Annotated in this window: 19 protein-coding genes; 8 read left to right on the top strand and 11 right to left on the bottom strand. The window is 64.5% G+C overall.

The window, feature by feature from the left end:
* Window positions 1–167 precede the first annotated feature (167 nt).
* Window positions 168–2,069 (bottom strand): esterase EstP, encoded by a 1,902-nt coding sequence (estP, locus tag NJG22_RS23825; RefSeq protein WP_290445491.1) that lies wholly within the window; start codon window positions 2,067–2,069, stop codon window positions 168–170.
* Window positions 2,070–2,442: 373 nt separating this feature from the next.
* Here estP and NJG22_RS23820 point away from each other — a divergent pair, with 373 nt between their 5' ends.
* The 4 genes from NJG22_RS23820 to NJG22_RS23805 all read left to right on the top strand — a co-directional run bounded on the left by NJG22_RS23820 (window position 2,443) and on the right by NJG22_RS23805 (window position 5,701).
* On the top strand, window positions 2,443–3,036 hold the full coding sequence (locus NJG22_RS23820) for an aminodeoxychorismate/anthranilate synthase component II (protein WP_253098325.1): 594 nt from the start codon (window positions 2,443–2,445) through the stop codon (window positions 3,034–3,036).
* A 9-nt stretch (window positions 3,037–3,045) separates the two neighbouring features.
* Complete coding sequence (gene trpD / locus NJG22_RS23815) at window positions 3,046–4,095, top strand: anthranilate phosphoribosyltransferase (RefSeq protein WP_253098323.1); 1,050 nt, start codon at window positions 3,046–3,048, stop codon at window positions 4,093–4,095.
* Complete coding sequence (gene trpC, locus NJG22_RS23810; RefSeq protein WP_253098322.1) at window positions 4,092–4,925, top strand: indole-3-glycerol phosphate synthase TrpC; 834 nt, start codon at window positions 4,092–4,094, stop codon at window positions 4,923–4,925. Before trpD ends, trpC begins: the two co-directional genes overlap by 4 nt.
* Window positions 4,926–4,996: 71 nt before the next feature.
* The gene (locus NJG22_RS23805) at window positions 4,997–5,701 is read left to right on the top strand and encodes a lipoate--protein ligase family protein (protein ID WP_253098320.1); all 705 of its coding nucleotides are present in this window, start codon (window positions 4,997–4,999) and stop codon (window positions 5,699–5,701) included.
* Here NJG22_RS23805 and crp read toward each other — a convergent pair.
* Window positions 5,698–6,342 carry a cAMP-activated global transcriptional regulator CRP gene (gene crp, locus NJG22_RS23800; protein ID WP_253098318.1) on the bottom strand — a complete coding sequence of 215 codons (645 nt, stop codon included), beginning with the start codon at window positions 6,340–6,342 and terminating at the stop codon, window positions 5,698–5,700. The genes NJG22_RS23805 and crp overlap by 4 nt on opposite strands.
* Before the next feature lie 187 nt (window positions 6,343–6,529).
* On the opposite strand from crp, the gene NJG22_RS23795 reads away from it, so the two are divergent.
* A complete protein-coding gene (locus tag NJG22_RS23795) occupies window positions 6,530–6,952 on the top strand; it encodes an OsmC family protein (RefSeq protein WP_134689784.1) in 423 nt (140 codons plus the stop codon).
* A gap of 84 nt (window positions 6,953–7,036) precedes the next feature.
* Here the strand turns inward: NJG22_RS23795 and NJG22_RS23790 are convergent, their stop codons facing one another.
* From NJG22_RS23790 to hemJ, 6 genes are all read right to left on the bottom strand, one after another.
* Window positions 7,037–8,077, bottom strand: a complete 1,041-nt coding sequence (locus NJG22_RS23790; RefSeq protein WP_253098316.1) for a DUF2157 domain-containing protein — start codon at window positions 8,075–8,077, stop codon at window positions 7,037–7,039.
* 10 nt (window positions 8,078–8,087) lie between these two features.
* On the bottom strand, window positions 8,088–8,735 hold the full coding sequence (gene coq7, locus NJG22_RS23785) for a 2-polyprenyl-3-methyl-6-methoxy-1,4-benzoquinone monooxygenase (RefSeq protein WP_134689782.1): 648 nt from the start codon (window positions 8,733–8,735) through the stop codon (window positions 8,088–8,090).
* A gap of 66 nt (window positions 8,736–8,801) precedes the next feature.
* Window positions 8,802–9,140 carry a histidine triad nucleotide-binding protein gene (locus tag NJG22_RS23780; protein WP_253098313.1) on the bottom strand — a complete coding sequence of 113 codons (339 nt, stop codon included), beginning with the start codon at window positions 9,138–9,140 and terminating at the stop codon, window positions 8,802–8,804.
* Window positions 9,141–9,203: 63 nt separating this feature from the next.
* Window positions 9,204–9,980 carry an SDR family oxidoreductase gene (locus tag NJG22_RS23775; protein ID WP_253098311.1) on the bottom strand — a complete coding sequence of 259 codons (777 nt, stop codon included), beginning with the start codon at window positions 9,978–9,980 and terminating at the stop codon, window positions 9,204–9,206.
* Window positions 9,981–10,031: 51 nt separating this feature from the next.
* Entirely contained in the window at window positions 10,032–10,985 is a 954-nt protein-coding gene (locus tag NJG22_RS23770) for a nitronate monooxygenase family protein (protein WP_253098309.1), read from the bottom strand.
* Window positions 10,986–11,016: 31 nt separating this feature from the next.
* Complete coding sequence (gene hemJ / locus NJG22_RS23765; RefSeq protein ID WP_253098308.1) at window positions 11,017–11,442, bottom strand: protoporphyrinogen oxidase HemJ; 426 nt, start codon at window positions 11,440–11,442, stop codon at window positions 11,017–11,019.
* Between the two features lie 140 nt (window positions 11,443–11,582).
* On the opposite strand from hemJ, the gene argC reads away from it, so the two are divergent.
* Both argC and erpA read left to right on the top strand, forming a co-directional pair.
* Window positions 11,583–12,617: an N-acetyl-gamma-glutamyl-phosphate reductase gene (gene argC / locus NJG22_RS23760; RefSeq protein WP_253098306.1), complete on the top strand. Its 1,035-nt coding sequence runs from the start codon at window positions 11,583–11,585 to the stop codon at window positions 12,615–12,617.
* Between the two features lie 145 nt (window positions 12,618–12,762).
* Window positions 12,763–13,113: an iron-sulfur cluster insertion protein ErpA gene (gene erpA, locus NJG22_RS23755; RefSeq protein WP_134689776.1), complete on the top strand. Its 351-nt coding sequence runs from the start codon at window positions 12,763–12,765 to the stop codon at window positions 13,111–13,113.
* A 60-nt stretch (window positions 13,114–13,173) separates the two neighbouring features.
* On the opposite strand, the gene NJG22_RS23750 is transcribed toward erpA, so the two are convergent.
* Together NJG22_RS23750 and NJG22_RS23745 are read right to left on the bottom strand one after the other, a co-directional pair.
* Complete coding sequence (locus NJG22_RS23750) at window positions 13,174–14,265, bottom strand: anhydro-N-acetylmuramic acid kinase (protein ID WP_253098304.1); 1,092 nt, start codon at window positions 14,263–14,265, stop codon at window positions 13,174–13,176.
* 4 nt (window positions 14,266–14,269) lie between these two features.
* The gene (locus tag NJG22_RS23745; protein WP_253098302.1) at window positions 14,270–15,685 is read right to left on the bottom strand and encodes a peptidoglycan DD-metalloendopeptidase family protein; all 1,416 of its coding nucleotides are present in this window, start codon (window positions 15,683–15,685) and stop codon (window positions 14,270–14,272) included.
* Window positions 15,686–15,907: 222 nt separating this feature from the next.
* Here NJG22_RS23745 and tyrS point away from each other — a divergent pair, with 222 nt between their 5' ends.
* On the top strand, window positions 15,908–17,107 hold the full coding sequence (tyrS, locus tag NJG22_RS23740; RefSeq protein WP_253098300.1) for a tyrosine--tRNA ligase: 1,200 nt from the start codon (window positions 15,908–15,910) through the stop codon (window positions 17,105–17,107).
* 153 nt (window positions 17,108–17,260) lie between these two features.
* Here the strand turns inward: tyrS and NJG22_RS23735 are convergent.
* The coding region (locus NJG22_RS23735) for a hypothetical protein (RefSeq protein ID WP_253098298.1) at window positions 17,261–17,450 on the bottom strand (190 nt) is incomplete at its 5' end.

Below are 17,450 nucleotides of genomic sequence, written 5' to 3'. Positions count from 1 at the left end.
CTACGGTCTGTACTGCGCTAACAGTCAGAAGCCAACTTTGTCCCTCCTCCTCCCTTCAAGTCCTACCATACAAGCCAGCTTTGCTGGCGAACCAGGCACCGCGGTGCCTGGCACCGGCTTTGCCGGTGTTCGCCGGCAAGGCCGGCTCCTACGGCGATCGCGTCAGCTTAGAAATCCAGGCTCAATGCCAGGCTCAGCCCCTGCTGAGTCAACTCGTCACTCTTGCGCCAGTTGTAGTTCCCTCGCAGGGTTAACCCAGCCACCAGTTCATGACTCACCCCCAGGCTGGCGCGGGTCAGGTTGCTGTGCGGCGTGTAGCCGGTCAGGGTGAATTCGTTGGCCGGCAGGCGGGTCAAGTGCAGGGTCAGGTCCTGCTGGTCATCCTCGAACTCATGCTCGCGGGCCACCTCGGCGAACAGCCGGGTGCTGGCCAACACCTGCACGCTGCCCTGCAGGCCCACGCCCAGGCGCCGCGACTTGCGCGTCTGGTCGTCGAAGCCAAGCGCTGTCGAGCGCCCGCTCTTCTCGTCATAGCCATCGACCTTGACCCGCGCATAGTCGCCACTGACGAACGGCGCCAGTTGCCAGGCACTGCCCTCGCTCGCCAGGTTGTAGCCCAGCCGGGCGCTGATGGCCCAGGCCTCGCCGTCGGTATCGCCTTTTTCGCTGCGCTCGTTCACGCCAAGGGCGAAGCTGCGCTTGAGGTCGCGGTAGTCCAGGTGGCCGGCGGTCAACGCCGCATCCGCCCACCAGCGGTCCTGGCGGAACTGGGCGAAGGCACTGGCCAGGTAACTGTCGAGCTTGTAGTCCGAGTCGTGCTGGCCTGCTTCGAGTTTCTGCCGGTAGACTCCGGCGGCCAGGCCCAGGCGCCAGGCCTCATCCAGCCGGTAGCTGCCGCCGAGGGTCAGGTTGTAGCCGCGCCCGTCGCCACTGGCGGCGCTGCGCTGGCTGCCGAAGTCCAGGTCCTGGCCGCCAGTGGCGACGAACGCCTGCCACTGGCCGACGGCCTGCCAGGGTGTCTGCCACTGGTTGCGCAGTTCGTCCTGGTGGGCGCGCAGGCTGGCGTGGGCGATTTCCGGCAGCAGTGTCAGTTCCCACGGTGCGGCCAGGATCGAAAAGCCGTAGTCGGCGATCAGTTGCTGGCCGGCGACGGTCGGATGCACCGAGTCGTTGAACAGCAGCCGGGTCGGATCCGGGCTGCTGCCGTTGGCGCCGTAGACCGGGTTGCCCACGCAGCCGTCGCCGCTGTAGCAGGTGCCGACCAGGTTCTGGTCGCTGGCCAGGCCGAACTGGCCGGGGCTGGCGAGGGCTTCGCGCAGCAGCAGGGGCACGTTGAGCGGGATGATCTGGGCGTCGATCTGCCCGAGTTGGCCGACCAGCGCCTGGTTGAATACGCCGGAGAGCTGCGACAGCGGGCCTTGCTGGGGCGTGCCGCTGAAGTTCGGGGTTTGGCCCAGGTCCGGCAGCAGCCAGACCATGATGTAGCGCGCGCCCCCCTGTTGCAGGGCCTGGGCGCTGGCGGCCAGGCGTGCTCCGGCCGCTGCCGCGTCGGCCGGGCTGTTGACCAGGCCCTGGAGGAAGTCGTTGCCGCCGCCGGTCAGGTAGTACAGCGCGTTGGGGTCGGCGCGCAGGCCGTTGGCCAGGTAGCCGTCACGCTCGCGCAGGACCACGCCGGCACCGGGGCGCCCAGGCGGGATCACGGCTTTCGAGGTGTCGGTGATCGAGTCGAGGATCTGCTGCGTGGTGTAGCCACCCACCGCCCAGTTGTTGCCGTCGGGGGTGCCCTGCAACTGGTTGGTCAGCGAGGTGGAGGGGCCCAGTGCCGCGCCGGAGAAACCCAGCCTGGCGCCGAGGATCATCGGTGAGACCGGCGCATAGTTGCCGTTGGCGTCGCGGTTGGTGAAACGCATGCCGGGGGTGCCACCGGTCAGGTCGGGAAACTGCCCGGCGTCGCTGAGGCTGTCACCGAAGACGATCATCGACGAATAGGGCGAGGGCGCGGCCATGGCCTGGCTGCAGGCGAGGGCGAGGATGCCGAGGGCGGAACGCAGGAAGGGTGCCGTGTGCATGCATGAATGTCCTTTTCGTTGTTTTTATCGAAGCAAGCGGCATGACCATAGCAAATCACCGCGCATTGCCTGTCATTGCATTCGTTTCCCCGTGTTTACCGGCATATTGCGCCCGCCGCGCCGGTAGGCTACTGTGCCGTGACGTATGAACGAGACCTACCCTGTGTTGATCGTCAGCAAACTCTTGATGCGCGTTATCAAGGCCCACGCCCGTTGGCGTTGGCGCGCCTGACTTTATCTCCTGCCGGCTAGCCCGGCCCGCTCCTGTTTGCCTTCCTTTCGCTTCACCGGCCGCTCAATGCGGGTTTGCCCGCATCCATGCCGGTAGGGGAAGGCTCGAATCAAAAGTCAGTATTCAAGAGGTTCGTTGCAGATGTTACTGATGATCGACAACTACGACTCCTTCACCTACAACGTGGTGCAGTACCTCGGCGAGCTGGGTGCCGAGGTCAAGGTTATTCGCAATGACGAAATGACCATCGCCCAGATCGAAGCCCTGAACCCCGAGCGCATCGTCGTTTCTCCCGGCCCTTGCACCCCGAGCGAAGCGGGTGTGTCCATCGAGGCCATCCTGCACTTTGCCGGCAAGTTGCCGATCCTTGGCGTATGCCTGGGCCACCAGTCCATCGGCCAGGCCTACGGCGGCGAGGTGGTGCGCGCGCGCCAGGTGATGCACGGCAAGACCAGCCCGGTGCTGCACCGCGACCTGGGGGTGTTCGCCGGCCTGAACAACCCGCTCACCGTCACCCGCTACCACTCGCTGGTGGTCAAGCGCGATACCCTGCCTGATTGCCTCGAAGTGACCGCCTGGACCGCCCATGAAGATGGCTCGGTCGACGAGATCATGGGCCTGCGTCATAAAACCCTGAACGTCGAAGGGGTACAGTTCCACCCCGAGTCCATTCTCACCGAGCAGGGTCACGAGCTGTTCGCCAACTTCCTCAAGCAGACCGGCGGACGCCGTTAAGGAGCGATCATGCAGATCAAGAACGCATTGAGCCGCATCGTCGGCCACCTGGACCTGAGCACCGAGGAAATGCGCGACGTCATGCGCCAGATCATGACCGGCCAATGCAGCGAGGCGCAGATCGGCGCCTTCCTGATGGGCATGCGCATGAAGAGCGAGAGCATCGACGAGATCGTCGGCGCGGTGTCGGTGATGCGTGAGCTGGCCGACAAGGTCGAGCTCAAGACCCTCGACGGCGTGGTCGACATCGTCGGTACCGGCGGCGATGGCGCCAATATCTTCAACGTGTCCACCGCCTCGGCGTTCGTCATCGCGGCGGCCGGTTGCACCGTGGCCAAGCACGGCAACCGCGCGGTGTCTGGCAAGAGCGGCAGTGCCGACCTGCTGGAAGCCGCGGGCATCTACCTGAACCTGACGCCGGTGCAGGTGGGCCGTTGCATCGACAGCCTGGGCATCGGCTTCATGTTCGCCCAGACCCACCACAGCGCCATGAAGCATGCCGCCGGCCCGCGTCGCGAGCTGGGGTTGCGTACCCTGTTCAACATGCTCGGCCCGCTTACGAATCCGGCCGGTGTGAAGCACCAGGTGGTCGGGGTGTTCACCCAGGCCCTGTGCCGCCCATTGGCCGAAGTGCTGCAGCGCATGGGCAGCAAGCATGTGCTGGTGGTGCACTCCAAGGATGGCCTGGACGAGTTCAGCCTGGCTGCGCCAACCTTTGTCGCTGAACTGAAGAACGACCAGATCACCGAGTATTGGGTCGAGCCGGAAGACCTCGGCATGAAGAGCCAGAGCCTGCATGGCCTGGCGGTCGACGGCCCGCAGGCATCGCTGGAGCTGATCCGCGATGCACTGGGCCGGCGCAAGACCGAGAACGGCCAGAAGGCCGCCGAGATGATCGTGCTCAATGCCGGCGCCGCGCTGTACGCCGCCGATCACGCCATGACCCTGGCCCAGGGCGTGGAGCTGGCCCACGATGTGCTGCACACCGGCCTGGCCTGGGAAAAACTGCAGGAGTTGGGCGCCTTTACCGCGGTATTCAAGGTGGAGAACCAAGCATGAGCGTACCGACGGTGCTGGAAAGGATCATCGCCCGCAAGTTCCAGGAAGTGGCCGAGCGCAGTGCGCGGGTCAGCCTGGGTGAACTGGAACAACTGGCCAAGGCAGCCGAGGCCCCGCGCGGGTTCGCCAATGCGTTGATCAAACAGGCCAGGCTCAAGAAGCCAGCGGTGATCGCCGAAATCAAGAAAGCGTCGCCGAGCAAGGGGGTGATCCGCGAGCACTTCGTGCCGGCGGAAATCGCCGTCAGCTACGAGAAGGGCGGGGCGACCTGCCTGTCGGTGCTCACCGACGTGGACTACTTCCAGGGTGCCGACCTTTACTTGCAGCAGGCCCGCGCCGCGGTGTCGCTGCCGGTGATCCGCAAGGACTTCATGGTCGATCCGTACCAGATCGTCGAGGCCCGTGCCCTGGGCGCCGACTGCGTGCTGTTGATCGTCTCGGCGCTGGATGACGTGAAGATGGCCGAGCTGGCGGCCACCGCCAAGGACGTCGGCCTCGACGTGCTGGTCGAGGTGCATGATGGCGATGAGCTGGAGCGCGCGTTGACGACCCTCGACACGCCGTTGGTCGGGGTCAACAACCGCAACCTGCACACCTTCGAGGTCAGCCTGGATACCACCCTCGACCTGCTGCCACGCATCCCTCGTGATCGCCTGGCGATTACCGAGAGCGGGATCTTCAACCGGGCCGATGTCGAGCTGATGGAAATCAACGAGGTGTACTCGTTCCTGGTCGGCGAGGCGTTCATGCGCGCCGAGCAGCCGGGGCTGGAACTGCAACGCTTGTTCTTCCCGGACCAGGTGAAGAAAACCGTTCAGCAACTGGACTGATCGAACAGAAGGCCGGCATCGTTTGCCGGCTTTTTTGTATTCGAGGGCTTCATCACATCAAAGGTGGATCAATGACCGATCAACCCCTGGCCCTGACTGTCGAGCAGGGCCTGCACGCCGAACAGGAGCTGTTGGCCGCCGTCTGCCGTGGCGAGCGCGATGCCGGCGTGCTGTTCTGGCGGCCGACCGACCACGCCCTGGTGATGCCACGGCGCATGAGCCGGCTGGACAACTTCGAGGCCGCCTGCGCCGAGCTGGCCATCGCCGGCTGGCCGGTGCTACTGCGTGAAACCGGCGGCGAGCCGGTGCCGCAGTCCCATGCCACGGTGAATATTGCCCTGGTGTACGTAGCGCCCCGCAGCGAAGGCGACCATGGCCGCATCGAGAGCGCCTACGAACGGCTGTGCCTGCCCTTGTGCGATGTCTTGCGCGAGTGGGGCGGGGTGGCCTCGGTTGGGGAAATCGACGGGGCATTCTGCGACGGTCGCTACAACGTCAACCTCAACGGCCGCAAACTGGTAGGCACCGCCCAGCGCTGGCGCCAGGGCCTGGGCGGCAAGCGCCCGGTGGTGCTGGTGCATGGCGCGCTGTTGCTGGACAACGAGCGCGAATCGATGGTCGCCGCGGTCAACCGCTTCAACGAGTGTTGCGATCTTGAGCAGCGCTGCCGGGCCGACAGCCATATCGCCCTGCACGAAGTGGCGCCGGCCGTGCCCTGGTTCGAACGCTTGAGCCAGGCGTATGCCGAGGTGATCGCGGCGTTGCCGAAGGACTAACGGGTGCCGTAGACCACCATGGTCTTGCCCTTGACCTGCACCAGGCTGCGCTCCTCGAGGTCCTTGAGGACACGGCCGACCATTTCCCGCGAACAACCGACGATGCGGCCGATCTCCTGGCGGGTGATCTTGATCTGCATGCCGTCGGGGTGGGTCATGGCATCGGGTTGCTTGCACAGGTCGAGCAGGCAGCGGGCGACCCGCCCGGTGACATCGAAGAACGCCAGGTCGCCCACCTTGCGCGTGGTGTTGCGCAGGCGCTGGGCCATCTGGCTGCCGAGGGCATAGAGAATTTCCGGGTCCTGGCGGGCCAGCTCGCGAAACTTGTCGTAGCTGATCTCGGCCACTTCGCATTCGGTCTTGGCCCGCACCCAGGCGCTGCGTTGTTGTTCCTGGCCGGCTGGCTCGAACAGGCCCAGCTCGCCGAAGAAATCACCGTTGTTGAGGTAGGCGATGATCATTTCGTGACCGTCGTCGTCCTCGATCAGGATGGTCACCGAGCCCTTGACGATGAACGACAGCGTCTCGGCCCGATCACCGGCGCAGATGATGCTGCTCTTGGCGGCATAGCGACGGCGTTGGCAGTGGGCCAGCAACTTGTCGATGTTCTTGATCTTGGGTGGCAGGGCTGAGGAGACCATCACGAAATCCTGTTCGATGCTACGCATTGGCTTTTTATAGATTGCCTGGCGGCAAGCGCCAGTGGTTTGGCGCCAGCTTATCAGACACTTCCTTCTGCATCGGCACAAAAGCGCCACGGCTTGAGCTTTTCCGACGGCGCCGCAAGGTCTAAGCTGACACCCTTTTACGTATTTGGAGTCCGGATAGATGAAGGCACGCATCCAGTGGGCCGGTGAAGCGATGTTCCTCGGCGAGTCGGGGAGCGGCCATGTCGTGGTCATGGACGGCCCGCCCGAAGCCGGCGGCCGCAACCTCGGTGTGCGCCCGATGGAAATGTTGCTCCTGGGCCTGGGCGGCTGCAGCAGCTTCGATGTGGTGAGCATCCTGAAGAAGTCGCGCCAGGCGGTGGAAAGCTGCGAAGCCTTCCTCGAGGCCGAGCGCGCCAGTGAAGACCCGAAGGTATTCACCAAGATCCACATGAACTTCGTGGTCAAAGGCCGTGGGCTGAAAGAGGCGCAGGTCAAGCGTGCGGTAGAGCTGTCGGCCGAGAAGTACTGCTCGGCGTCGATCATGCTCGAGCGTGCCGGTGTGGAAATCAGCCACGGCTACGAGATTGTCGAACTGGGTTGAAACGAACGCAGGGCAAGCCCGCTCCCACGCTGCCTACGGCAGGGGCATTCGTGGGCGCGGGCCCTTGCTACCTCGCGATGGCATCTATCCGCGACGCAATGCCGGCAACGCTGCCTGTAGCCACTGCGGCAGCTTTGCCTGCAGTGATGCGCTGAGCCGTTCGCGGCGCTTCTGGTACTGCAACCCCAGCACGATCACGCCCACGCCGATCAGGGTCAGCACGACGGGGAACAGCAGCGAATCGGCGAACACCTCGTACGACAGATAGCCCAGATAAGCCGCCACCCCTATCGCCCCGAACACCATGAACACCGGCCGGCGCAGCAGTACCGCCAGGCCCATCAGCCCCAGGTTGATCAGGCAATACAGGAACTTGCCCCACTCGCTGGCGCTGTCGAGCAAGGTCAGCCCGCCCCAGAACGCCGCGAGCCCGGCGAGATAGCCCCAGAAGGCATAGTCCCGCTCGGTGCGCCCGTCGATCACGACGAATACCAGCAGCAGGCCAAGGCCGAACCACAGCGACACCGTGCGGCGTTGCTCCCAACTGAACACATCGCCGTAGAACCATTCGCTCAGGTCCATGGACATGAACCAGAGTGCCACGGCAATCGGCATGACGACGAAGGGGAAGGGAATGAGCCGCAGCATCAGCAGGCCGGCCAGTACCGTCGCCGCTTCCATCGCCAGCCAGCCGCCCTGCACGTAGGTGTAGTACTGGTGATAATCACCCTGTGCATCCTCCAGCGGCCACCAGCCGGCCAATCGCTCGATGGCGAACACCGCCAGCGGCACGATGCTCACCACCACGGCGGCCAGCACCCCGGCAGCGATGGGTTGGCCGCGGCGTTGCATCGACAGGGCGAACAGGGTGATGCCGCCTATATAGAGCATGGCGATGGCCAATAGCGCGCCGTCGCCGAGGGACACCCAGGCTTCGGTGAGCAGCCAGCCCATGGCCCCCATGATCAGCAAGGCGCCGAAGTAGAAGGCGACATGGGCCAGTTGGAAGCTGCCGCCAGCCTCGGGTTGGCGGCGCAGGAAGTCCAGCAGGGCCTGGTCCTGGCCGGGCTGCAGAATGCCTGCGCTTACGGCGCGTGCCAGGTCCCTGGCGTCGAAGCGCTCCATCGGTGGTTCCTCAGATACGGTAGGTGCTCTTGGTCATGACCTTGGCCAGCAGGCTCATGCCAAAGCGCACCGGCGCCGGGAAGCGGTAGCCACCGGCTTCAAGCGCGGATTCGGCGTGGTGCTCTTCGTCGACGCGCATCTGCTCGAGGATCGCGCGCGACTTGCCGTCGCTCTCCGGGATTTGTTCCAGGTGTTCGTCCAGGTGCTTGCAGACCTGGTGCTCGGTCGCCGCGACGAAGCCCAGGCTGACCTTGTCGCTGACCAGGCCGGCGAGGGCGCCGATGCCGAACGACATGCCGTAGAACAGCGGGTTGAGCACGCTGGGATGGCTGTTGAGCTGGCGGATGCGTTGTTCGCACCAGGCCAGGTGGTCGATTTCCTCTTCCGCCGCATGCTCCATGGCCTTGCGCACCTGGGGCAGCTTGGCGGTCAGGGCCTGACCCTGGTACAGCGCCTGGGCGCAGACCTCGCCGGTATGGTTGATGCGCATCAGGCCGGCGACATGGCGGGCCTGTTGTTCGTCGAGCTCGGCGTCCGGCTGGACGATGGCCGGCGAGGGACGGGCGGGTTGGCCGCTGAAGGGCAGCAAGGTGCGCATGGCGGTATCGGCCTGCAGCAACAAGCGGTCGAGCGGCGAGTAGTGACGTTCGGTAGCCATCGGGCACCTCCGCTGAAGTGATGCCCGACAGTCTACCTCAATCGTCCGGGTGGAGCTTGCCTTGGGTCAGCCCGGTGGCCAGTTCATCTGGCGCTGGCCAAGCACGTGCATGTGGATGTGGTAGACGGTCTGGCCGCCTTTGGGGTTGCAGTTCATGACCACACGAAAGCCTTCCTCGCAGCCTTGTTCGACGGCCAGGCGCTGGGCGGTGAACAGGATGTGCCCGGCCAGGGCCTTGTCCTCTTCGGTCAGGTCGTTGAGGGTGGGGATATGTTTCTTCGGGATGACCAGGAAATGAACCGGCGCCGCGGGGGCGATATCCTTGAAGGCGAGAATCTGTTCGTCTTCGTAGATGATATCTGCCGGGATTTCCCGGTTGATGATTTTGAGGAATAGATCGTCCACAGCACGTGCTCCATGGTGAGTGTGGGCCCGAGTGTACTGAGGCGGGGGGCGCTCGCCCAGTGCTTATTCCAGGCCGTCAGGGCAGTAGCGGCGGTGGATCGCCCCGGCCAGCTTGCGCGTCAGCCAGCGCGGCAGCAGGCGTGGGGCGAAGGCTAGCCAGCGATTGCCGCGCCCAGGCAGGATCAACGCGCGGTTCTTGTCCAGCGCCCGCACGGTGTACAGGGCTATCTCCTCGGGGCTGGGGCTGCTGGCGTCGAGGCGGGGGATGGGGCGCTTCGCGGAGCGTACCGGGCCCGGACACAGCACCGAGACCTTGATGCCGGTGCGGCGCAGTTCTTCACGCAGTGCCTCGGAAAAGCTCAGCACATAGGCCTTGCTGGCAGCATAGGCGGCCATCCACGGCCCAGGAGCGACACCGGCCAGGCCGGCGACATTGAGGATCTGCCCGCCCCCCTGGATTGCCATCAGGTTGCCGATGGCGTGGCACAGCCGGCTCAGGGCCAGGATGTTGACCTCCAGCAGGTCCTGCTCGTCGGCCCACTCATGGGCCAGGAACGGCCCATAAGTGCGTTGCCCGGCGCAGTTGACCAGCAGGTCGATGCGCCGTTCGCCTTCCTCCAGCTCCAGGACGAAGCCCGACAGGCGCAGGGGTTGGCTGAGGTCGCAGGCCCTGAACAGCACCTCCACGCCGAAGCGCTGGGTCAGTTCGATGGCCACCGGCTCTAGCGTCTCGCGCTGGCGCGCCACCAGGATCAAGTTGCGCCCGCGCCGTGCCAGCGCTTCCGCCAGGGCCAGGCCCAGGCCGCTGGAAGCACCAGTGATCATGGCGTAACGGGTCATGCAAGGCTCCTGGGGCGTGAGGGGCGCCTAGTGTACAGCCTGGCCGCTTTGCTACAAGACGTTGCTGCGCAGCTGCTGGGTACGCTCCAGTGCCGCGCGATACTCGCCGCTCAGGCGCTCGACCAGCTCGGCGATGCTGGGCAGGTCGTTGATTTCACCAACCCCCTGGCCCGCCGACCAGATGGTCTTCCAGGCCTTGGCCTCGTCGCCGATCGGCTTGAGCTTGCCGGCCTCGTGACTACCCTTGAGCGTCGCCTGGTCGTAGCCGGCCTGTTCCAGGCTCTGGCGCAGGAAGCTGGCGGGAATGCCGGAGACCGCCGGGGTCAGTACCACATCGGCGGCTTTGGCGCCGAGGATCATCTGTTTGTACGCATCCTGGGCCTGGCTTTCGCGGGTGGCGATCAGGCGCGTGCCCATGTAGCCGAGGTCGGCCCCCAGAACCTGGGCAGCCAGCAGCTCATGGCCGTGGTTGAGGCAGCCCGACAGCAGCACGGTCTTGTCGAAGAACTGACGGATCTCGGCCAGCAGCGCCAACGGGCTCCAGCTACCGGCATGGCCGCCTGCGCCCGCCGCCACGGCGATCAGGCCGTCGACGCCAGCTTCGGCGGCCTTCTCGGCGTGCCGGCGGGTGGTCACGTCGTGGAACACCAGGCCGCCATAGCCGTGCACCGCATCGACCACTTCCTTCACCGCGCCCAGGCTGGTGATGACGATCGGTACCCGGTGTTCGACGCACAAGGCCAAGTCGGCCTGCAGGCGGGGGTTGCTCGCATGCACGATCAGGTTCACGGCGTAGGGCGCTGGCTGGTCCAGTTTCGCCAGCCCTGCCTCGATCTCTTCGAGCCAGGCCTTGAAACCAGCACTGTCGCGCTGGTTGAGGGCCGGGAAACTTCCAACCACGCCGTTGGCGCAGCAGGCCAGTACCAGCTCGGGGTTGGAGATCAGGAACATCGGCGCGGCCACCAGGGGCAGGCGCAGATGCTGCAGCGACGCGGGCAGAGACATGGTGAAACTCCTTGTAAAGAACGGGTTACCCTTAGAACGGCTTGACCACCACCAGAATTGCGATGCCCAGCAAAATCAGCACCGGGGCTTCGTTGAACCAGCGGTAGTAGACATGGCTGCGGGTATTGCTGCCAGCGGCGAAGCGTTTGCGCTGGGCGCCGCACATGTGATGGTAAACGGTAAGCACGGCGACCAGGGTCAGCTTGGCATGCAGCCAGCCTTGGCTCAGCCAGCCCGGGTTGAGGTACAGCATCCAGCCGCCGAATACATAGGTGGCGATCATTGCCGGATTCATGATGCCGCGGTACAGCTTGCGCTCCATGGTGATGAAGCGCTCGAGGCTGATGCTGTCCTGGCTCTGGGCGTGATAGACGAACAGGCGTGGCAGGTAGAACAGGCCGGCGAACCAGCAGACCACGCTGACGATATGCAGCGCCTTGATCCATAGATAGAGCATGGAGGGTTCCTTCAGGTTTTCACGGTCGTCAGATAGTAGAGGCCAAGGGCCCGAAGGGTCATCCGAAGAGTTGTTACAGGCGCTCGGCACCCCTATTATCGTGCGCTTTCCAGTGGTCTGGTTGATAAGGGGCAAGTGTCATGATCAAGGTCGGTATCGTCGGCGGCACGGGGTACACCGGTGTCGAACTGCTGCGTCTGCTGGCGCAGCACCCACAGGCCGAGGTGGCGGTGATCACCTCGCGCTCCGAGGCGGGCGTGGCGGTTGCCGACATGTACCCGAACCTGCGCGGGCACTATGACGGCCTGGCCTTCAGCGTGCCGGACAGCAAGGCCCTCGCCGCCTGCGACGTGGTGTTCTTCGCCACCCCCCATGGCGTGGCCCATGCCCTGGCCGGTGAGCTGCTGGCCGCTGGCACCAAGGTCATCGACCTGTCGGCGGACTTCCGCCTGCAGGACGCCAACGAATGGGGCAAGTGGTACGGCCAGCCCCACGGCGCGCCTGAGCTGCTCAAGGACGCGGTCTACGGCCTGCCGGAAGTGAACCGCGAGAAGATCCGCCAGGCGCGTCTGATCGCCGTCCCTGGCTGCTACCCCACCGCCACCCAGCTGGGCTTCCTGCCGCTGCTGGAAGCAGGCCTGGCTGACCCGTCCCGGCTGATCGCCGACTGCAAGTCGGGTGTCAGCGGCGCTGGCCGCGGCGCCGCGGTCGGCTCGCTGTTCTGCGAAGCTGGCGAAAGCATGAAGGCCTATGCGGTCAAAGGGCATCGGCACCTGCCGGAAATCAGCCAGGGCCTGCGCCTGGCCGCAGGCAAGGACATCGGCCTGACCTTCGTGCCGCACCTGACCCCGATGATCCGCGGCATCCATGCCACCCTCTACGCCACCGTCGCCGACACCTCGGTCGACCTGCAGGCACTGTTCGAGAAGCGTTACGCCGACGAACCGTTCGTCGACGTGATGCCGGCCGGCAGCCACCCGGAAACCCGCAGCGTGCGCGGTGCCAACGTTTGCCGTATCGCCGTGCACCGGCCCCAGGGCGGTGACCTGGTGGTGGTGCTGTCGGTCATCGACAACCTGGTCAAGGGCGCGTCGGGCCAGGCCGTGCAGAACCTCAACATCCTGTTCGGCCTGGATGAACGCATGGGGCTGTCCCACGCCGGCCTGTTGCCATAACCGCACGCTGGATGAACAGGCCCGCCTTGTGCGGGCCTTTTTCATGGGCACGACTAAAGCCGCACAATTCTTGACCGATTTTCTCGGACAAGCGGATAATACGCCCCATCGAGTTTTATGGCGGCATTGCGCCGGGAGAATCAACATGAGCGTCGAAACCTTCACCCCCACGGCCTTGGAGTTCACCCCCGGGGCCGCGCACAAGGTCAAGACCTTGGTCAGTGAAGAGGGCAACGACCGGCTGAAGCTGCGTGTATTCGTGACAGGCGGTGGCTGCTCGGGCTTCCAGTACGGCTTCACCTTCGATGAAGACGTCGCCGATGACGACACCATCGTCGAGCGCGAAGGCGTGGCGCTGGTGGTCGATCCGATGAGCTACCAGTACCTGGCTGGCGCCGAAGTGGACTACCAGGAAGGCCTGGAAGGTTCGCGCTTCGTGATCAAGAACCCGAACGCCACCACCACCTGCGGTTGCGGTTCGTCGTTCTCGATCTGATCCGGATCCTGTAGTGAAAACGCCGCGCGATTGCGCGGCGTTTTGCATTCTGCGGGGTGCTCAGGCGGGGTAGATCGCGCCGAGGACGCGCAAGCCCTTGGCGGCGGTCACGCTCGGGCGGTTGGCGGGAATGCCTTCCAGGCAGCAGTGGGCGAGCCAGGCGAAGGCCATGGCCTCGACCCAGTCCGCGTCGATACCTTGCGCCGCGGTGCTCGACACCTGGGCGCCGGGCAGCAACTGCGCCAGGCGCGCCATCAGCGCAGCATTGCGCGCGCCACCGCCGCAGACCAGCAAGGCTTCGGTGCCCTGCTGCGCCTGGCGCAGCGAATCGATGATGCTGCGTGCCGTCAGCTCCAGCAGGGTGGCTTGGACGTCTTCGTCGCGGTAGCCGGGAAGGGCGCCCAGGTGGCTGTCCAGCCAGGCCAGGTTGAACACTTCGCGGCCGGTGCTCTTTGGGCCGCTGCCGGCGAAGAAGGGGTCGCCGAGCAGGGCATTGAGCAGGTCGGGCTGCACCACGCCGCTGGCCGCCCAGGCGCCATCGGCATCGAAGGGCTGGCCGCGCTTGCGCTCGATCCAGGCGTCCAGCAGCACATTGCCCGGCCCGCAGTCGAAACCATGTACCGGAGTGTCCCGGGCGATCAGGCTCAGGTTGCTGAAACCGCCTACATTGAGCACTGCCAGGCGCTGGCCAAGGTGGCCGAACAGCGCCTCATGGAAAGCGGGTACCAGCGGCGCGCCCTGGCCCCCGGCCGCGACATCACGCCGACGGAAATCACCGACCACGCAGATCCCGGTCAACTCGGCCAGCAAGGCTGGGTTGCCGATCTGCACGGTAAAGCCGCGGGCGGGTTCGTGGCGGATGGTTTGGCCGTGGCTGCCGATGGCGCGGATGGCGGCGGGCGCGAGCCCCTGGCTGGCCAGCAGGTGCTCGATGCCTTGGGCGGCGAGGGTCGCCCAGCGATTCTCGGCCAGTGCCGCCCGGGCGATCTCGTCTGGGCCGCTGGCGCACAGCCCGAGCAGGTCCTGGCGCAGGTCGACGGGCATGGGGATGTAATGGGTGGCGAGCAGCCGGGGCTGCTCGTGTTGTTCGATCAAGGCGATGTCCAGGCCATCGAGGCTGGTCCCGGACATCACTCCCAGATAGAGGGCCACCGGCTCAGCGCTTGTTGGCGGCGAGCAGGGTGGCTTTTTCCTGATCCATGCGGGCGATCAGGGGTTGGCTCTGCTGGTTGAAACGCTGGCGCTCGGCCTTGGCGATCGGGTCTGCCATCGGCACCTTCTGGCTCAGCGGGTCGACGTGCACGCCGTTGACCTGGAACTCGTAGTGCAGGTGTGGGCCGGTGGACAGGCCAGTGGTGCCGATATAGCCGATGATCTGGCCCTGCTTCACCGAGCTGCCGGTCTTGATGCCTTTGGCAAAGCCCTGCATGTGGCCGTACAGCGTCTTGTAGGCGTTGCCGTGGGCGATGATCACCGTGTTGCCGTAGCCACCGCGGCGGCCGGCCAGCTCGATGCGGCCATCGCCGGCGGCCTTGATCGGCGTGCCACGTGGGGCGGCATAGTCGACACCCTTGTGGGCGCGGATCTTGTTCAGGATCGGGTGCTTGCGCCCGGCCGAGAAGCGCGAGCTGATGCGGGCGAAGTCCACCGGGGTGCGGATGAACGCCTTGCGCAGGCTGTTGCCGTCGGCGGTGTAGTAGTTGGTGTTGCCCTGCTTGTTGGTGTAGCGCACGGCGGTGTAGGTCTTGCCGCGATTGGTGAAGCGGGCGGAGAGGATGTTGCCGGTGCCGACCACCTTGCCGTCCATCATCTTCTGTTCGTAGACCACGTCGAATTCGTCGCCGGGGCGGATGTCCTGGGCGAAGTCAATGTCGTAACCGAGGATGCGCGCCATGTCCATGGTCATGCTGTGGGACAGGCCGGCGCGCTGGGCCGAGGCCGACAGCGAGCTTTTGATCACGCCATGGGCGTAGGCGGTGCGCACCACTGGCTTGCTGATCTCGCGATCGAAGCTGAAGCCCTTGTCGGTACGGGTCAGGCGGATGGTCTCGAGGTTGCTGACCTTGCTGTGCAGGCTGCTCAGCTGGCCGTCCTTGTCCAGTTCGAACTGCAGTACCTGGCCATGCTTGAGCTGGCTGAACTGCTTGGCCTGCTTGTTGCTGGCCAGCAGGTCGTGGACCACGTTGGCCGGCAGGCCGACCTTGTTGAACAGGGTGGAAAGGGTGTCGCCGCGGGCCACGACCACTTCGCGGTGGCCGGGGGCTTTTTCTTCCTGCTTGGCGACAGCGGCTGGTGCGGCCTTGGTCTCGGCGGTGGCGGCCTGTTCGCCTTCGATCTGGGCGAAAGGCGAGTCGCTGTTCTGCTCGGCCTGCACCAGCGGCGCGGCGCGGGACTCGTCCTTCAGCTGTTCGGCCGGGCTTTCCAGCTCGAGGCTGAGGGTGGTTTTCTTGGCTTCGACTTCGCTGGAAGGAAAGACCAGCAAGGCCAGGCTGAGAAGGGCGGCGATGCCGCTGGCGGCCAACAGATGGCTTTTCGGATAAAGCGGGGGCGCTTTAGGCGGTTCGTTGGTCATAGGTAAAGTGACTTTGAAAAGTGAATGAAAAATGAAATGGAAAAGATGAATGACATGATGAAGATGAAATAACTGTATAAAATATAACCAAATCCATTCTCGCGCAAGGGCGCGTAGACGCCGCGGTACGCCGTTCGGGTCACATTCCTTTGCCAAACTTGTATTTGATGGCCGATCTTGTATGGTTGGCTCCCCTTGAATCTGAGCCTTGCGGGTCTGTCTATGAAGTCGGTTGAAGAGCAGCTGGCGCTTATCAAGCGCGGTGCGGAAGAGGTATTGGTCGAGTCGGAACTGGTGGAGAAGCTCAAGCGCGGCCAGCCGCTGCGCATTAAAGCGGGCTTCGACCCAACCGCGCCCGACCTGCACCTGGGGCACACGGTGCTGATCAACAAGCTGCGCCAGTTCCAGGAGCTGGGCCACCAGGTCATCTTCCTGATCGGTGACTTCACCGGCATGATCGGCGACCCGAGCGGTAAGAGTGCTACCCGTCCGCCGCTGACCCGTGAGCAGGTGCTGGACAACGCCGAGACCTACAAGCAACAGGTGTTCAAGATTCTCGACCCGGCCAAGACCGAGGTCGCGTTCAACTCCACCTGGATGGACCAGCTGACCCCCGCGGACTTCATTCGCCTGGCCTCGCAGTACACGGTTGCGCGCATGCTCGAGCGTGACGACTTCGACAAGCGTTACAGCAGCAACCAGCCGATCGCGATCCATGAGTTCCTTTATCCGCTGGTGCAGGGCTATGACTCCGTGGCGCTCAAGGCCGATGTCGAGCTGGGCGGTACCGACCAGAAGTTCAACCTGCTGATGGGGCGTGAGTTGCAGCGCTCCTACGGCCAGGAGGCGCAGAACATCGTCACCATGCCCCTGCTCGAGGGCTTGGATGGTGTGAAGAAGATGTCCAAGTCGCTGGGTAATTATGTCGGTATCCAGGAAGCGCCTGGGGTGATGTACAGCAAGCTGGTATCGATTCCGGACACGCTGATGTGGCGTTACTTCGAGCTGCTGAGCTTCCGCTCCATGGAGGAGATCGAGCAGTTCCGTGCGGATGTCGAGAAGGGCGCCAACCCGCGGGATATCAAGATCAAGCTGGCCGAAGAGATCGTGGCGCGCTTCCATGGTGAAGAGGCGGCGGCCAATGCGCACCGTGCCGCGGGCAACCGCATGAAGGAAGGCGAGCTGCCGGAGGACCTGCCGGAGATTGAGGTCACTGCGGTTGAAAGCCTGCCGATCGCTGCGGTGTTGAACCGGGCTGGCCTGGTGAAGAACTCGGCGCAGGCGCGGGATCTGCTGGCGGGTGGTGCGGTGAAGGTTGACGGTGCTGTGGTTGATCGCGACTTCATGTTCGTTCTGGGTGCGACCCATGTGTGCCAGGCGGGCAAGAAGGCGTTTGGCCGGGTTACGCTGAAGGCTGAGTGATTGGTTGGTGGTGTAGCTATATAGAAGCGGGGAGGCCGATAGGCCTCCCCGTTTTGTTTTTGGGGTTGGTTGCCTATATAGAGTTGTTTGGCGGGGGCGAGGGGTGTCCGCCTGGAGGTTGTGTTGGTGTTGAGGGTGTTCGCCGTTAGGCATTCAGCGCCTGGTAGATCGAGCGCCGCCCGCGCGGCGTTCGATCTCATAGGCGCTGCAAAGCGTGCGGCGGGCCCCTGGCGCCTCTGACGCGGCTCTCCCTAAATATTTCAATTTCTTGAAATTAAAGGTTGACGCGCTTTCAGATCCCCTTATAATGCGCCCCACTTCCAGCGACAACGGAACGCAAAAC

The sequence above is a fragment of the Pseudomonas sp. VA159-2 genome (assembly GCF_024126635.1).
GTDB classification, from domain to species: domain Bacteria; phylum Pseudomonadota; class Gammaproteobacteria; order Pseudomonadales; family Pseudomonadaceae; genus Aquipseudomonas; species Aquipseudomonas muyukensis.
The sequence above is the reverse complement of the archived record's forward strand: the minus strand, read 5'-3'. Positions and strand labels throughout refer to the sequence as shown.

Bases quoted from the DNA above. Each gene is read 5' to 3' on its own strand.
- estP (WP_290445491.1), bottom strand. From the start codon at position 2,069: ATGCACACGGCACCCTTCCTGCGTTCCGCCCTCGGCATCCTCGCCCTC.
- NJG22_RS23820 (WP_253098325.1), top strand. From the start codon at position 2,443: ATGTTACTGATGATCGACAACTACGACTCCTTCACCTACAACGTGGTG.
- trpD (WP_253098323.1), top strand. From the start codon at position 3,046: ATGCAGATCAAGAACGCATTGAGCCGCATCGTCGGCCACCTGGACCTG.
- trpC (WP_253098322.1), top strand. From the start codon at position 4,092: ATGAGCGTACCGACGGTGCTGGAAAGGATCATCGCCCGCAAGTTCCAG.
- NJG22_RS23805 (WP_253098320.1), top strand. From the start codon at position 4,997: ATGACCGATCAACCCCTGGCCCTGACTGTCGAGCAGGGCCTGCACGCC.
- crp (WP_253098318.1), bottom strand. From the start codon at position 6,342: ATGGTCTCCTCAGCCCTGCCACCCAAGATCAAGAACATCGACAAGTTG.
- NJG22_RS23795 (WP_134689784.1), top strand. From the start codon at position 6,530: ATGAAGGCACGCATCCAGTGGGCCGGTGAAGCGATGTTCCTCGGCGAG.
- NJG22_RS23790 (WP_253098316.1), bottom strand. From the start codon at position 8,077: ATGGAGCGCTTCGACGCCAGGGACCTGGCACGCGCCGTAAGCGCAGGC.
- coq7 (WP_134689782.1), bottom strand. From the start codon at position 8,735: ATGGCTACCGAACGTCACTACTCGCCGCTCGACCGCTTGTTGCTGCAG.
- NJG22_RS23775 (WP_253098311.1), bottom strand. From the start codon at position 9,980: ATGACCCGTTACGCCATGATCACTGGTGCTTCCAGCGGCCTGGGCCTG.
- NJG22_RS23770 (WP_253098309.1), bottom strand. From the start codon at position 10,985: ATGTCTCTGCCCGCGTCGCTGCAGCATCTGCGCCTGCCCCTGGTGGCC.
- hemJ (WP_253098308.1), bottom strand. From the start codon at position 11,442: ATGCTCTATCTATGGATCAAGGCGCTGCATATCGTCAGCGTGGTCTGC.
- argC (WP_253098306.1), top strand. From the start codon at position 11,583: ATGATCAAGGTCGGTATCGTCGGCGGCACGGGGTACACCGGTGTCGAA.
- erpA (WP_134689776.1), top strand. From the start codon at position 12,763: ATGAGCGTCGAAACCTTCACCCCCACGGCCTTGGAGTTCACCCCCGGG.
- NJG22_RS23745 (WP_253098302.1), bottom strand. From the start codon at position 15,685: ATGACCAACGAACCGCCTAAAGCGCCCCCGCTTTATCCGAAAAGCCAT.
- tyrS (WP_253098300.1), top strand. From the start codon at position 15,908: ATGAAGTCGGTTGAAGAGCAGCTGGCGCTTATCAAGCGCGGTGCGGAA.